Origin of the sequence: Hafnia sp. CBA7124 (assembly GCF_002355555.1) — a bacterium.
Taxonomy (GTDB): domain Bacteria; phylum Pseudomonadota; class Gammaproteobacteria; order Enterobacterales; family Enterobacteriaceae; genus Hafnia; species Hafnia alvei.
On record NZ_AP017469.1, the window covers coordinates 1,298,146 to 1,311,831 of the forward strand.

Annotated in this window: 12 protein-coding genes, 4 tRNA genes and 3 other RNA genes; 14 read left to right on the forward strand and 5 right to left on the reverse strand. The window is 46.9% G+C overall.

What is annotated here, in order from left to right:
• Window positions 1-22 precede the first annotated feature (22 nt).
• The 13 genes from tolA to ygjG all read left to right on the forward strand — a co-directional run bounded on the left by tolA (window position 23) and on the right by ygjG (window position 8,221).
• A complete protein-coding gene (gene tolA, locus CPY98_RS06025; protein ID WP_046449452.1) occupies window positions 23-1,261 on the forward strand; it encodes a cell envelope integrity protein TolA in 1,239 nt (412 codons plus the stop codon).
• Window positions 1,262-1,443: 182 nt separating this feature from the next.
• Window positions 1,444-2,736: a Tol-Pal system beta propeller repeat protein TolB gene (gene tolB / locus CPY98_RS06030; protein WP_025800718.1), complete on the forward strand. Its 1,293-nt coding sequence runs from the start codon at window positions 1,444-1,446 to the stop codon at window positions 2,734-2,736.
• Window positions 2,737-2,784: 48 nt separating this feature from the next.
• Window positions 2,785-3,300, forward strand: coding sequence for a peptidoglycan-associated lipoprotein Pal (gene pal / locus CPY98_RS06035; protein ID WP_025800719.1), 516 nt, complete (start codon window positions 2,785-2,787; stop codon window positions 3,298-3,300).
• A gap of 22 nt (window positions 3,301-3,322) precedes the next feature.
• Entirely contained in the window at window positions 3,323-4,126 is an 804-nt protein-coding gene (gene cpoB / locus CPY98_RS06040; protein ID WP_096386767.1) for a cell division protein CpoB, read from the forward strand.
• Window positions 4,127-4,306: 180 nt separating this feature from the next.
• A tRNA-Lys gene (locus CPY98_RS06045) sits at window positions 4,307-4,382 on the forward strand.
• Window positions 4,383-4,395: 13 nt separating this feature from the next.
• Window positions 4,396-4,517: non-coding RNA, RtT sRNA (locus CPY98_RS06050), on the forward strand.
• A 45-nt stretch (window positions 4,518-4,562) separates the two neighbouring features.
• Window positions 4,563-4,638: transfer RNA gene (locus CPY98_RS06055), tRNA-Lys, on the forward strand.
• A 56-nt stretch (window positions 4,639-4,694) separates the two neighbouring features.
• A tRNA-Lys gene (locus tag CPY98_RS06060) sits at window positions 4,695-4,770 on the forward strand.
• A gap of 28 nt (window positions 4,771-4,798) precedes the next feature.
• A tRNA-Lys gene (locus tag CPY98_RS06065) sits at window positions 4,799-4,874 on the forward strand.
• A gap of 44 nt (window positions 4,875-4,918) precedes the next feature.
• Window positions 4,919-5,043: non-coding RNA, RtT sRNA (locus CPY98_RS06070), on the forward strand.
• A gap of 44 nt (window positions 5,044-5,087) precedes the next feature.
• A non-coding RNA gene (locus CPY98_RS06075) (RtT sRNA) lies at window positions 5,088-5,211 on the forward strand.
• A 172-nt stretch (window positions 5,212-5,383) separates the two neighbouring features.
• On the forward strand, window positions 5,384-6,451 hold the full coding sequence (nadA, locus tag CPY98_RS06080; RefSeq protein WP_172863835.1) for a quinolinate synthase NadA: 1,068 nt from the start codon (window positions 5,384-5,386) through the stop codon (window positions 6,449-6,451).
• 369 nt (window positions 6,452-6,820) lie between these two features.
• Window positions 6,821-8,221 (forward strand): putrescine aminotransferase, encoded by a 1,401-nt coding sequence (gene ygjG, locus CPY98_RS06085; RefSeq protein ID WP_025800722.1) that lies wholly within the window; start codon window positions 6,821-6,823, stop codon window positions 8,219-8,221.
• A gap of 97 nt (window positions 8,222-8,318) precedes the next feature.
• On the opposite strand, the gene zitB is transcribed toward ygjG, so the two are convergent.
• Window positions 8,319-9,287 carry a CDF family zinc transporter ZitB gene (zitB, locus tag CPY98_RS06090; protein ID WP_043491917.1) on the reverse strand — a complete coding sequence of 323 codons (969 nt, stop codon included), beginning with the start codon at window positions 9,285-9,287 and terminating at the stop codon, window positions 8,319-8,321.
• Between the two features lie 120 nt (window positions 9,288-9,407).
• Window positions 9,408-10,061: a CPBP family intramembrane glutamic endopeptidase gene (locus tag CPY98_RS06095; protein WP_043491919.1), complete on the reverse strand. Its 654-nt coding sequence runs from the start codon at window positions 10,059-10,061 to the stop codon at window positions 9,408-9,410.
• A gap of 445 nt (window positions 10,062-10,506) precedes the next feature.
• On the opposite strand from CPY98_RS06095, the gene aroG reads away from it, so the two are divergent.
• Window positions 10,507-11,559: a 3-deoxy-7-phosphoheptulonate synthase AroG gene (aroG, locus tag CPY98_RS06100; protein WP_096386773.1), complete on the forward strand. Its 1,053-nt coding sequence runs from the start codon at window positions 10,507-10,509 to the stop codon at window positions 11,557-11,559.
• Window positions 11,560-11,627: 68 nt separating this feature from the next.
• Here aroG and CPY98_RS06105 read toward each other — a convergent pair whose 3' ends face one another.
• From CPY98_RS06105 to CPY98_RS06115, 3 genes are all read right to left on the reverse strand, one after another.
• Window positions 11,628-12,047: a Spy/CpxP family protein refolding chaperone gene (locus tag CPY98_RS06105; protein ID WP_025800726.1), complete on the reverse strand. Its 420-nt coding sequence runs from the start codon at window positions 12,045-12,047 to the stop codon at window positions 11,628-11,630.
• A 219-nt stretch (window positions 12,048-12,266) separates the two neighbouring features.
• Window positions 12,267-13,019, reverse strand: a complete 753-nt coding sequence (gene gpmA / locus CPY98_RS06110; protein ID WP_025800727.1) for a 2,3-diphosphoglycerate-dependent phosphoglycerate mutase — start codon at window positions 13,017-13,019, stop codon at window positions 12,267-12,269.
• Window positions 13,020-13,243: 224 nt separating this feature from the next.
• Window positions 13,244-13,597: a PsiF family protein gene (locus CPY98_RS06115; RefSeq protein ID WP_025800728.1), complete on the reverse strand. Its 354-nt coding sequence runs from the start codon at window positions 13,595-13,597 to the stop codon at window positions 13,244-13,246.
• Between the last annotated feature and the right edge of the window lie 89 nt (window positions 13,598-13,686).

Sequence of the window (13,686 nt, forward strand, 5' to 3'; positions counted from 1 at the left end):
ACTGGCTCTTGGAAACTGAATCGTGGTAAAGGCATCTGAGAAAAACGATAAGCTAAATCGCTCTGTCATCGTTTCAATCATTTTGCATATTGTCCTGATAGCGTTATTAGTCTGGGGCTCAATGATGCAGGATTCAACGATAAGTGCTGGCGGCGGCGGTGGCGGCGGTTCTGCCATTGACGCGGTCATGGTTGATTCCGGTGCAATGGTTCAACAGTATAATGATCGCCAGCAACAGCAGCAAAGTGATGCGCGTCGTGCAGAACAGCAGCGTAAAAAACAAGCCGAAAAGCAGGCTGAAGAACTACAACAAAAACAGGCTGAGGAACAGCAGCGTCTAAAAGAGCTGGAAAAAGAGAGAATTCAGGCGCAGGAAGATGCTAAACAAGCTGCAGAAGACGCCAAACAGGCGGCTGAAGAAGCTAAAAAGCAGGCTGCGGAAGAAGTGAAAAAGGCAGCAGAAGACGCTAAGAAAGAGGCTGCTCTAGCAGCGGCTAAAGCGAAGCAGGAAGCTGCCAAAGAGGCGGCGGTTGCTGCCGCTGCCGCGAAGAAACAAGCGGAAGAAGAAGTTAAGAAAGCGGCAGCAGAGGCGAAGAAACAGGCCGAAGCTGAAGCGAAAAAACAAGCTGCAGCTGATGCTAAGAAAGCCGCTGAAGAAGCCAAAAAACAGGCTGCTGATGAGGCGAAGAAGGCGGCTGAAGACGCTAAGAAAGAAGCCGCAGCTGAAGCCAAAAAACAAGCTGCCGCAGATGCTAAAGCGAAAGCCGATACTGAAGCTAAAGCCGCAGCCGCTGCGAAAAAAGCCGCAGATGCTAAGAAAAAGGCTGATGCAGCTGCCGCTGCGAAAGCCGCAGAAGGCGTTGACGATCTGTTTGATGGCCTCGCTGATGGCAAAAACGCACCGAAGGGTGGGGGAGCCGCAGGTGCTGCCGGGACTTCCGGTAAAGCAGGTGCGGCAGGAAAAGGTAATAGCAAAACGAGTGGAGCTTCTGGCGCGGATATCAGTAACTACGCTGGACAGATTCAAGCGGCGATTGAAAGTAAGTTCCATACGGATCCAAGCTTTAGCGGCAAAGTATGTAACCTGCGTATTAAGCTCGCGTCGGATGGCATGCTGTTAAGCGTGACTTCCGAAGGTGGCGATCCTGCGCTTTGTCAGGCGGCGGTTGCAGCAGCGAGAATGGCGAAATATCCTAAGCCGCCAAGTGACGCCATTTACCAGATATTTAAAAATGCGCCCGTTGATTTTAAACCGAATTGATTTGACTAATTTTGTTTGAATAACAGTGCATTAGATAAAGCCGAAGTAAAGCAACATATAGTGAACGTAAAGTTTCGGAATTATATGATGGTTACACTGGGCAATATGTAGTTTTGTGTGCGTTGGTTTGTTAAAATTCTGCTAAATTATCGTGGCCATCGGGGTCAGATAAGGGAGATATGATGAAGCAGGCGTTTCGTGTAGCGATGGGACTATTAATCCTGTGGGCCAGTGTGCTCCACGCGGAAGTCCGAATAGTGATTACTCAGGGTGTTGATACCGCTCGTCCGATCGGTGTAGTGCCTTTCAAATGGATGGGACCGGGTTCTGCTCCTGAAGATATCGGTGGGATTGTCGCGGCTGACTTACGCAACAGCGGTAAATTCAACCCGATTGACACCAACCGTATGCCACAGCAGCCAACGACGGTTGCTGAAGTGACTCCGGCAGCGTGGACAGCATTGGGTATTGATGCGGTCGTGGTGGGTCAGGTTCAGCCAAGCGCAGATGGCGGCTATATGGTTTCTTATCAGATGGTTGATACCTCTGGTAACCCTGGCAGCGTTCTGTCTCAGAATCAGTACAAAGTGACCAAGCAGTGGCTACGCTATGCGGCACATACCAGCAGCGATGAAGTTTTTGAAAAGCTGACCGGTATTAAAGGCGCATTCCGTACCCGTATTGCCTATGTTGTGCAGACTAACGGCGGCCAGTTCCCTTATGAACTGCGCGTTGCTGACTACGATGGCTATAATCAGTTTGTTGTTCACCGCTCACCACAGCCATTGATGTCTCCGGCGTGGTCTCCAGACGGTAGCAAACTGGCTTATGTGACTTTCGAAAGCGGTAAATCAGCGCTGGTGATTCAGACTCTGTCTAACGGAGCAATCCGTCAGGTAGCGTCATTCCCACGCCACAACGGTGCGCCATCGTTCTCTCCAGATGGCAGCAAGTTGGCGTTCGCGCTGTCTAAAACAGGTAGCTTGAACCTGTATGTTATGGATTTGGGCTCTGGCTCAATTCGTCAGGTTACTGATGGCCGTAGTAACAATACGGAGCCTTCATGGTTCCCGGATAGTCAAACTTTGGCATTTACATCTGACCAAGGTGGACGTCCACAGATTTATAAAGTGAATATTAATGGTGGTGCGCCTGAACGTCTGACCTGGGAAGGTTCTCAGAATCAGGATGGCGACGTAAGTTCTGACGGCAAGTTCCTTGTCATGGTTGGCACTAGCGGCGGTTCACAGCACATCACTAAACTGGATCTCGGATCGAATGCGAATCAAGTTTTGACCAGCACGTTCCTAGACGAAACGCCGAGTATCGCGCCAAATGGTACCATGGTTATCTATAGTTCTACTCAAGGACTGGGTTCCGTGTTGCAGCTAGTCTCGACCGACGGGCGTTTCAAAGCGCGTCTTCCGGCAACCGATGGACAGGTGAAATTCCCTGCCTGGTCGCCGTATCTGTGATGCATGTATAAAAAGATATGTATAGCAAATTATAAAAGGATCAAAGAGATGCAACTGAACAAAGTTCTGAAGGGGCTGATGTTGGCACTGCCTATCATGGCTGTAGCTGCTTGTAGTTCACATAAAAATGCGAACGACGATCAATCAGCAATGGGTGCTGGCGCTGGTAACGGTATGGAAAACGGCAGCAGCAACCTGTCTTCTGAAGAACAGGCTCGTCTGCAGATGCAAGAACTCCAGAAAAACAACATCGTTTACTTCGGTCTGGACAAGTACGATGTGAGCTCTGACTACGCTCAGATGCTGGATGCGCATGCTGCTTTCCTGCGTAACAACCCATCTTACAAAGTGACTGTAGAAGGTCATGCGGATGAGCGCGGTACTCCTGAGTACAACATCGCCCTGGGCGAACGTCGTGCTAACGCAGTTAAGATGTACCTGCAAGGTAAAGGCGTAGGCGCTGATCAGATCTCTATCGTTTCTTACGGTAAAGAAAAACCAGCAGTACTGGGCCACGACGAAGCAGCCTATGCTAAAAACCGTCGTGCCGTACTGGTTTACTAATAGTTAGTAAGACGAGTATCGCATGAGCAGTAACTTCAGACTTCACTTGTTGAGTCTGTCGTTACTGGTTGGAATAGCGGCCCCCTGGGCCGCTATTGCCCAAGCCCCAATCAGTAGCGTCGGCTCCGGCTCGGTTGAAGACCGAGTCACTTCACTTGAGCGTATAACTAATGCTCAGGGTCAACTATTTTCTCAGCTCCAACAGCAACTCTCCGATAACCAGCGCGACATTGATTCTCTTCGTGGTCAAATCCAAGAAAGTCAGTATCAACTGAATCAAGTTGTTGAACGTCAAAAACAGATCCTCTTGCAGTTAGACAGCCAAGGTAGTGCCAATAGTAGTGCCAATACAGGTGCCGCAGCCGCAGATTCGGCCGCCGCATCCTCGACGGCTTCTGATGCTTCTAGCACTACGGCAGCCCCTGTAGCGAGCACTGCACCAGCTAGCAGTGGTGATGCCAACACGGATTACAACCGTGCGGTAGATTTGGTGTTGGTGAAAAAGCAGAACGATCAGGCGATTACCGCCTTCCAAAGCTTTGTTAAGCAATATCCAGATTCGACCTATCAGCCAAATGCAAATTATTGGCTGGGGCAACTGTTTTACAACAAAGGTAAAAAAGATGACTCGGCGTATTATTTTGCCGTAGTTGTTAAAAATTACCCTAAATCCCCGAAAGCGCCCGACGCGATGTACAAGGTTGGGGTGATCATGCAGGAGAAAGGGCAGGCTGATAAAGCCAAAGCCGTCTATCAGCAGGTTATTAAGCAATACCCAACGAGCGATGCTGCGAAGCAGGCTCAAAAACGTATTGCTGCATCATAAGCGTATTTTCAGGCTCAGAAGTAGACGATTTGTTTAATTTATGGGCCTGAACGTACGAAGTGCAATCAATTGAACTGATTATTAAAATTTTTGGTTGCGCTGTCCTGATAAATGGGTAATATATGCCGCCGTTGCCCAGACAAACTGAAACAGAGTGATTCAGGCAACAATTTTTGAAATGGGTCGTTAGCTCAGTTGGTAGAGCAGTTGACTTTTAATCAATTGGTCGCAGGTTCGAATCCCGCACGACCCACCATTCAAAAATAGTAGAAATAGGTAAGACGTGTGGGTGAGAACCGTAAAGGTTCAAGTCGAGCGAAAGCGAGACAACGTTGCGAAGCAACGGCCCGAAGGGCGAGGCGAAAGCCGAGTCATCCCGCACGACCCACCATTTCAAAATGATTTAGTTTTAAGGTAGTAAGCCAGATAAATAAATGGGTCGTTAGCTCAGTTGGTAGAGCAGTTGACTTTTAATCAATTGGTCGCAGGTTCGAATCCCGCACGACCCACCATTTATTTATTATGTTTGAGCATCAAACGGTTTTCTACTGAAGTAGCACTCTCGAATGGGTCGTTAGCTCAGTTGGTAGAGCAGTTGACTTTTAATCAATTGGTCGCAGGTTCGAATCCCGCACGACCCACCATTCGAAGAGAGTTACACTCCGCTACAGCGGGTCGTTAGCTCAGTTGGTAGAGCAGTTGACTTTTAATCAATTGGTCGCAGGTTCGAATCCCGCACGACCCACCATTTCTTTTAGTACCCTCATCGCTTCAAATAATCTAGATATATACAGAGTTCGCTTGTCGTGTGGGTAAGAACCTGCGTTCAGGTTCGACAAAACACGTTAGTGTTTTGAACGTCGCTTGCGACGATCCGAAGGGCGAGGCGCAGCCGAGTAATCCCGCACGACCCACCATTTCTTTTAGTACCCTCATCGCTTCAAATAATCTAGATATATACAGAGTTCGCTTGTCGTGTGGGTAAGAGCCTGCGTTCAGGTTCGACAAAACACGTTAGTGTTTTGAACGTCGCTTGCGACGATCCGAAGGGCGAGGCGCAGCCGAGTCATCCTGACCAAATATCACTTTAGTGCCATTTCTTACCGATACTAAACAATCTCATGCTAACCTACCATTTCTGGCCTGAATTTGGCCTATCTCGACTAACTATGTTTAGTATACAAAACAAAAAGTCTAATTAGTGCTCACCTGTGTTAATCATTTGTTGTATACTCGCCAAACAATCAACCCTCCAAGATGAGCTATAGCGCGATGTTTGACCCAAATGCTGCGGTATACCCTTTTCCACCCAAGCCAACACCGCTGGTTCCAGATGAAAAACGCTTCTACCGCGAGAAAATCAAAACGCTGCTTAAGCAACGTAACGCGGTTCTAGTCGCACATTACTATACCGATCCAGAAATTCAGGCATTAGCAGAAGAGACCGGTGGCTGTGTATCTGATTCATTAGAGATGGCGCGTTTTGGCCGAGATCATCCAGCGACGACTTTGCTTGTCGCCGGCGTTCGCTTTATGGGGGAAACGGCAAAGATCCTCAGCCCTGAAAAGCAGGTATTGATGCCAACGCTGCAGGCTGAATGCTCGCTCGATCTTGGCTGTCCTGTTGATGAGTTTAGTGCATTCTGCGATGCGCACCCGGATAGAACCGTGGTGGTTTATGCCAACACGTCGGCCGCAGTGAAAGCGAGAGCTGATTGGGTGGTCACATCCAGCATTGCAGTCGAGCTGATTGAGCATCTCGATAGCCTGGGCGAAAAAGTCATCTGGGCTCCCGATCGCCATTTAGGTCGTTATGTTCAACGCCAAACCGGTGCGGATATACTGTGTTGGCAAGGTGCCTGTATTGTTCATGATGAGTTTAAAACTCAGGCATTAGAGCAAATGAAGCTGCTTTATCCTGATGCAGCCATTCTGGTTCATCCTGAATCGCCTCAGAGTATCGTCGACATGGCTGATGCAGTTGGTTCAACCAGCCAGTTGATTCAAGCTGCTCAGCGGCTGCCTAACCCGCAGATGATAGTGGCGACTGACCGCGGCATTTTTTACAAAATGCAGCAGGCATGCCCAGATAAAATTTTGTTAGAGGCACCAACGGCGGGCGAAGGCGCAACCTGTCGAACGTGTGCCCATTGCCCATGGATGGCAATGAATGGCCTTCAGGCCATTGCTACGGGATTAGAACAGGGTGGAAGCATGCATGAAATCAATGTTGATGCTGCGCTGCGTGAGCGCGCTCTGATGCCGTTGGATCGCATGTTACAGTTTGCAAGCGATCTCAAGCTCAAAGTGAAAGGTAATGCCTAAGCGGCTTGGCGCCTAACGGCTACAGCAAAAATGTGAGTATTAACTATGGCCTGAGCACTGCGTCTCAGGCCTTTTTTATGAATTTTTATTTACACGCTTTCCAAAAAAGAGCGAAACCCAAAATGCGCTGCTATAGTTCATGCTTGCACTGTGATGGTGAGCACACACTCCGATTGGCAATTTTATGCCGTTAGACTATTTAGCGTGTCGATTTTTTCTGCCAGTATTCATTTTCTTAAACAGCGTTAATCCTGTTGGTTCTATTAAATAACTATTTTCTTTCGAAATGCGTTAGCGGGCTGCGTTTGGTGCAATTTGTGCAATATTTAAACTGACGTCATGTGATGTCGACGAATTCAGGAGCACATTTTGTCTCGAACAAACGTGGTACTTAACCCGCTAGAGTGTACTCAGCAGGCATTGAACTGGATTGAAAAAAAGTCGCTAACGCATGATGAAATGGTGGCTTTAAACAAAGAAGTCCTGAGCAACTTCAGGGAGTACGTCAATCCTGGTTTCTTGGAATATCGGAAATCAGTCACGGCAGGCGGGGATTACGGAGCCGTAGAATGGCAAGCGAGCGGTCTAAACACGCTTGTCGACACTCAGGGGAACGAGTATATCGATTGCTTGGGTGGATTCGGTATTTTTAATGTAGGGCACCGTAATCCAAAAGTTATATCCGCCGTAGAAAGTCAGTTGGCGAAACAGCCGCTGCACAGCCAAGAACTCCTTGATCCACTACGTTCTATGTTGGCGAAAACCTTGGCGGCGATTACGCCGGGCGATCTCAAATATACGTTCTTCTGTAATAGCGGAACCGAATCCGTTGAGGCCGCGCTGAAGCTAGCTAAAGCGTATCAATCGCCGCATGGTAAATATACTTTTGTTGCTGCGACCGGTGCGTTCCACGGTAAATCGTTAGGCGCACTGTCCGCAACTGCGAAGTCTATTTTCCGTCGTCCGTTTATGCCTCTGTTACCCGGTTTCCATCATGTTCCTTTTGGGGATATTGAAGCCCTGCGCACTCAGTTGCATGAGTGCAAGAAGACCGGTGACGACGTTGCCGCTGTTCTGCTCGAGCCTATCCAAGGTGAAGGTGGGGTTATCTTGCCACCGAAAGGTTATTTACCGGCGGTCAGAGCGCTTTGTGACGAATATGGCGCATTGCTGATATTCGATGAAGTGCAAACCGGTATGGGCCGTACTGGCAAGATGTTTGCCTGTGAGCATGAAAATGTTACTCCAGACATTCTGTGCCTCGCAAAAGCTCTTGGCGGCGGTGTGATGCCAATTGGTGCAACGGTTGCGAACGAAAAAGTCTTCTCTGTCCTGTTTGATAATCCGTTCCTACACACTACGACCTTTGGTGGTAATCCGTTGTCCTGTGCGGCAGCGCTGGCGACCTTCAATGTGCTGTTAACTGAAGATCTTCCCGCGAAAGCAACCGAGCGTGGCCAGCAGTTAATGGATGGGTTCCGTCGCTTAGCAACGCAGTATCCTGAGTTTATGATGGAAGTGCGTGGACAAGGGCTCATGCAGGCGATTGAGTTTATCAAAAGCGAGGTAGGCTATGCGTTTTCTCGCGAGATGTTCCAGCGCAACGTGCTGGTTGCTGGAACGCTGAATAACTCTAAGTCTATTCGTATAGAACCGCCGCTCACCATTACGGCAGAACAATGTAAGCAAGTGCTGACTCGCGCAGAAGAGGCGTTAAAAGCGATGCGTGCATTGAGTCCCACTCAGCAGCCAACGATGAGCGTGGCCTGATAGGGATGATATAACGATAAAAAAGGGAACCTCGAAGCGATATGGCGAGGTTCCCTTTTTTCATTTGCTTTTCGCGAAGATGTTTGTGATTGCTTACTTAGTCTGTGTGCTCATGTGTGTGCCCATGGCTATGCGAATGAGAATGGCCTGAGGGCATTTTTACCTGAGTCATAAGATCGCAGTCATGTTCCTCACAGCCGTTATATTCCATTTGAATGGTTGCGTGCCCAATCTGATAGTGTTCTGCAAGATAATGCTGGATCTGGTCTAAAAGACCATCATGATCGTGTGGCGGAATCACTCGTACGTGCAGCGTCATTAAGCGCTGTTCGCCAATTTGCCAAATGTGCACATGATGTACATTACGCACCTCGGGAAATACATTGCATAGCGCTCGCTGGAGCTGCGGTACATCGACATCTTCTGGTGTGCCTTCTAAAAGTTCGTTAGTGCTTTCTTTCAGCAAATTCCATGCGCTGTGTAAAACCAAGCATGAGACGACGACGGAAAGAATAGGGTCAATGGGGGTCCATCCCGTCCACATGATGACCAGCGCCGCCACGATGGCACCCACGGAGCCTAAAAGATCGCCCATAACGTGCAGCGCGGCAGCACGAACGTTGATGTTTTTCTCTTCAGAACCGTGATGAAGCAGCCAGAATGAGAGAATATTCGCCAACAAACCTGCAATGGCGATGGCTAGCATTGTCCCTCCCATCACAGGCTCGGGCGACATAAAGCGTTTGACCGCTTCCCATACGATGATGAAAACAATCACCACCAACGCGGCGGCGTTAACGAATGCCGCAAGCGTGGTGAAACGCAGAAAACCAAATGAGTGTTTCAGAGTCGGTGAACGAGCGGCAAAGCGCACGGCGATAACCGCAACAAACAGGGCTGCAGTATCCGTTAGCATATGACCAGCATCGGCGAGCAACGCCAGCGAGCCTGAAATAAGCCCGCCGATAACTTCAACCACCATGAAGATGGCGGTGACGGCCAGAGCCAGTATCAAGCGTTTACTGTCGCTGCTTTGTGGGGAGTGAGAATGTTGATGAGCTGGCATCTTTTGTCCTTAATACGCTTTAGATTTTAACTATATAACTATAGTTTAAGCACAGGACGGCTGATACGGAACGTTCTCTAACGTTTTTTTGCCTAAGAAGGTGTCAGAAATATTTGTCATCTATCTGCTTAATATGACCAATATAGTTGCAAATGAATTAAAAATACAATGCAGAAATATAGGAAGCAGTAATCCATTTTTGTATATTCTTGCATAACATAATATGACGGAAAAAGTGAATAACTCTATGAAGGTCGTGGGAGAGTTATATTGAGTATGCATAAGACTGAATAAGAGAGATGTTAATACTATCCCATAAACTTTTACTTTAGGCCCCCATAAAAGAAATGCATTGAGAAGAAAACCACGAAATACGATCTCTTCATAAATAGGGGCTAAGAAGCAAACACAAAAAGAGAACAGGAAAAAAGAAAAACTGGAATAAGTAACTATCGATTCAGTCCACACTTCGGGCTTATCATAAAAAGCGGATATTATCCTTAGCGTGATGATAAAAAAGATAAAAAATAGCGCGCTTTTTATATCGATACTGCCCTTGTTGATGTCCTTGTAGTGAAACGAATATTTTCTTATTGCGATGTAAGAAAAGGGTGTCCAAAGCGCAAAACTCATAAATGGGATGAGATATCCACTTTGATAGAGTGCTTTATAGTTACTAAGCAATAGTGAAACATAAGAAATAAAATACCAAAGTATAAAAATGCTAAAGCAAATGAAGGATTGTGTTATTTTACCCAGTGTCTTGCTGTCCATTGCACGGTATTTCTCTATGATGTGTTCGCATGATTATAAATGCGACAGAGAAAACTAAGCAAGCATCCGACCTGAAACCTATGCTGAATTATAAATTAAGAATTTTATTAAAAATAATAATAGTGAATGAATGCGCTACAAATCTTTGCACGATTGATTGCTTGTAACCTGATGAAACTATTTTATGCGGAAAAGGCTTTTATGTGAGGAAGAAATTTTGTTGTTGGAGTTGCTTTTTCTTCGGCTGTTCAATATCCATCTATGCTGATTAATACGTTTAAAATCAGCATCAATGATGACTCATGATGAAGTGATGACCGTAGTTGCTAGGCTGTCGTGGGCTTAAATCAAGAAATTGTTGAACAAACCCCGTTTACAATTGCCGCGTAAAACGGCTAGATTGGAGATTCGCCTATTAATCCCCTTCGACACCAACGGAATAGTTATGAATTACCAGAACGACGATTTACGCATTAAAGAAATTAAGGAACTCCTGCCACCTGTTGCCTTGTTAGAGAAGTTTCCGGCGACGGCGTTTGCAGCAGAGACGGTGTCGCAGGCCCGTGGTGCAATTCATCAAATCCTCAAAGGCAAAGACGATCGCCTGCTGGTGATTATCGGTCCATGCTCGATTCACGATATTGAAGCCGCCAAAGAATACGCGCAGCGCCTGCTCAAGCTACGCCAAGAACTCAACGGTGAGCTTGAGATTGTGATGCGCGTGTATTTTGAAAAACCACGCACCACCGTGGGCTGGAAGGGATTAATCAACGATCCGCATATGGACAGCAGCTATCAGATCAACGACGGTTTACGCATTGCGCGTAAATTACTGTTGGATATCAATGATATTGGTATGCCAACGGCGGGTGAATTCCTTGATATGATCACGCCACAATATTTGGCGGATCTCATGAGCTGGGGCGCTATCGGCGCGCGCACTACGGAATCACAGGTTCACCGCGAGCTGGCTTCAGGCTTGTCATGTCCTGTTGGATTTAAAAACGGCACCGATGGCACCATCAAAGTCGCTATTGATGCGATCAACGCGGCAAGCGCGGCGCATTGCTTCTTGTCAGTCACCAAATGGGGTCACTCTGCGATTGTGAATACCAGCGGTAACGGCGATTGCCATATTATTTTGCGTGGTGGTAAAGAGCCAAACTACAGCGCTGCACATGTACAGGAAGTGAAAGCGGGGCTGAAGAAAGCTGGTTTGGCTGAGCAGGTGATGATTGATTTCAGCCATGCAAACAGCAGCAAACAATTCAAAAAGCAGCTAGATGTTTGTACTGACGTTTGCCACCAACTGGAAGCGGGTGATGAAGCCATTATGGGCGTGATGATCGAGAGTCATCTTGAAGAAGGCAACCAGAACCTAGAAGGCACAGAGCCTCTGGTTTATGGCAAAAGCGTGACTGATGCGTGTATCGGTTGGGATGATACTGAAACGGTACTGCGCCAATTAGCACAGGCCGTGAAAGCACGTCGCGGTTAATCAGCTGTTTTACAAAAAAGCCCACTTCACGGAGTGGGCTTTTTACTAGATAAAATCCGATAGCAGTTTTATTGCTGCTGCATTTCTTGTGCTAAATCGCTTTTAACCTGTGCTTTTTGTTCTGGAGTTAAGATTTTGCTCAAATTAAAGAAATACTGCATACGATAGTAGCGAGCCTGCTCTTGTGCTTTACCGAAAGCCGCAATTTGTTTCTTAACCGCTGTTTCATCCCATTTACCTGAATCAATAATATCGATTAGTAGGCCATTCTGGATATCTTTTGTATCAATAGAGGCCATTTTCTTATCTGTTTCAGTCCGCAGGGCTTTAATCTTATCCACTTGAGATTGATTTAAATGCAGATGCTGGATCATTGGATCTTGCTGAGGTTCCGGTTGAGTGCTTCCGCTAGTATTGCTGGATGCTAAAGCGAAACCAGAAAAAACGAGCGCTGATGCAGCAAGAGTCAATTTAGAAAATTTGTTCATCAATGTAATTCCATAAAGGGAAAAGAAAATTAGTCCAAATAACTGTAAACCATTTATGAGTTAGTGTTGTAATGAAGTGTGTGAACTCGTGAACACAGATTGTTTAATTATGCATTGTGATTATTTATTGGTTGTGTGAATTTTTGTGATTATTCGCCACGGCACTCAGCAAGAAAAAAGCGCCCGAAGGCGCTTATTAATAATAAAACAGGAGGGAAATTATTTCGCTTTACCCTGATTAGCAACCGCAGCGGCTTTAGCTGCAATTTCATCTGCATCGCCAAGATAGTAACGTTTTAATGGTTTAAGATTTTCATCAAACTCATAAACCAACGGTACGCCGGTTGGAATATTCAGCTCAAGAATTTCATCTTCGCTTAAATTATCTAAATATTTAACCAATGCGCGCAGTGAGTTACCGTGTGCAGCGATAATGACGCGTTCACCGCTCGCAATGCGTGGCTTAATCACATCGGTCCAGTAAGGAATAACACGGTCAATGGTGGTCGCTAAGCTTTCAGTAACCGGCAGTTCCTGCTCGCTGAGTTTGGCGTAGCGAGGATCGTGGCCCGGATAGCGCTCATCTTCTTTGGTTAACTCAGGAGGTGTAACGGCAAAGCCACGACGCCACAGTTTGACCTGATCGTCGCCATATTTTTGTGCGGTTTCAGCCTTATTCAGCCCCTGCAAAGCACCGTAATGACGTTCGTTCAGTTTCCATGATTTTTCAACCGGCAGCCATTGCTGCTCCAGTTCATCCAGCACATTCCACAAGGTGTGAATCGCACGTTTCAGCACTGATGTGTATGCAAAATCAAAAGAGAAACCTTGTTCTTTTAAAAGCTTACCCGCCGATTTTGCCTCGGAACGTCCTTTGTCAGAAAGCTCAACATCCGTCCAGCCAGTGAAGCGGTTTTCTTTGTTCCACTCGCTTTCACCGTGTCGTACCAAAACTAATTTAGTCACAGCCATGGGTAAACTCCTTAGCGTAATTTATTAAATGATAACTATTATCATTATATTGCCATCGTATAGGAAACAGCAATAGCTGAGTCTAAACATAGCTAATTTCAGCGCGTATGTGTACGTGTTGAGTGGGGAATTCGTGCGAGATGCAATGTGTTATGTCTGTGGATGGATGGGGAAATAAGCTCGCGCCCTCCCATAACGTGAAGAACGCGAGCCAGACCGCAGAATTATTTTTTCTTCAAGCAATCGCTCATGAAGGTTTTACGTTCGCCTTCTTTAAAGGTTTTGCTTTTGGCTTCCGCGTTACAGGTTTTCATTTTCTGCTGCTGTGGCGTTAGCGTGGTGGCGGTTGGATTCGTTTCCGCTTTTAAGCAGGTGCTCATAAAGGTTTTACGAGCGTCACCGCTCAATGACTGGCTGCTTGCCTGCTGGCTACAGTCGGTCATTTTCTTTTGCTGAGCTAACTGTTTTGCCGAAGGCGCTTTTACTGCTTTAGCATCGGTAGATGCCGGATCTGCCGCCAGAGCGCTGCCAGCCAGCAGTAAACCCGCCATTAAAGGGAGAACTTTGCGCATGAACATAACTGTTTCCTTATTTGCCGAATTGTAGCTTTTTAGATGAATTTTTACTGACCCATTCATTTACGTAATAAGCGTAGATGGCAAATAGC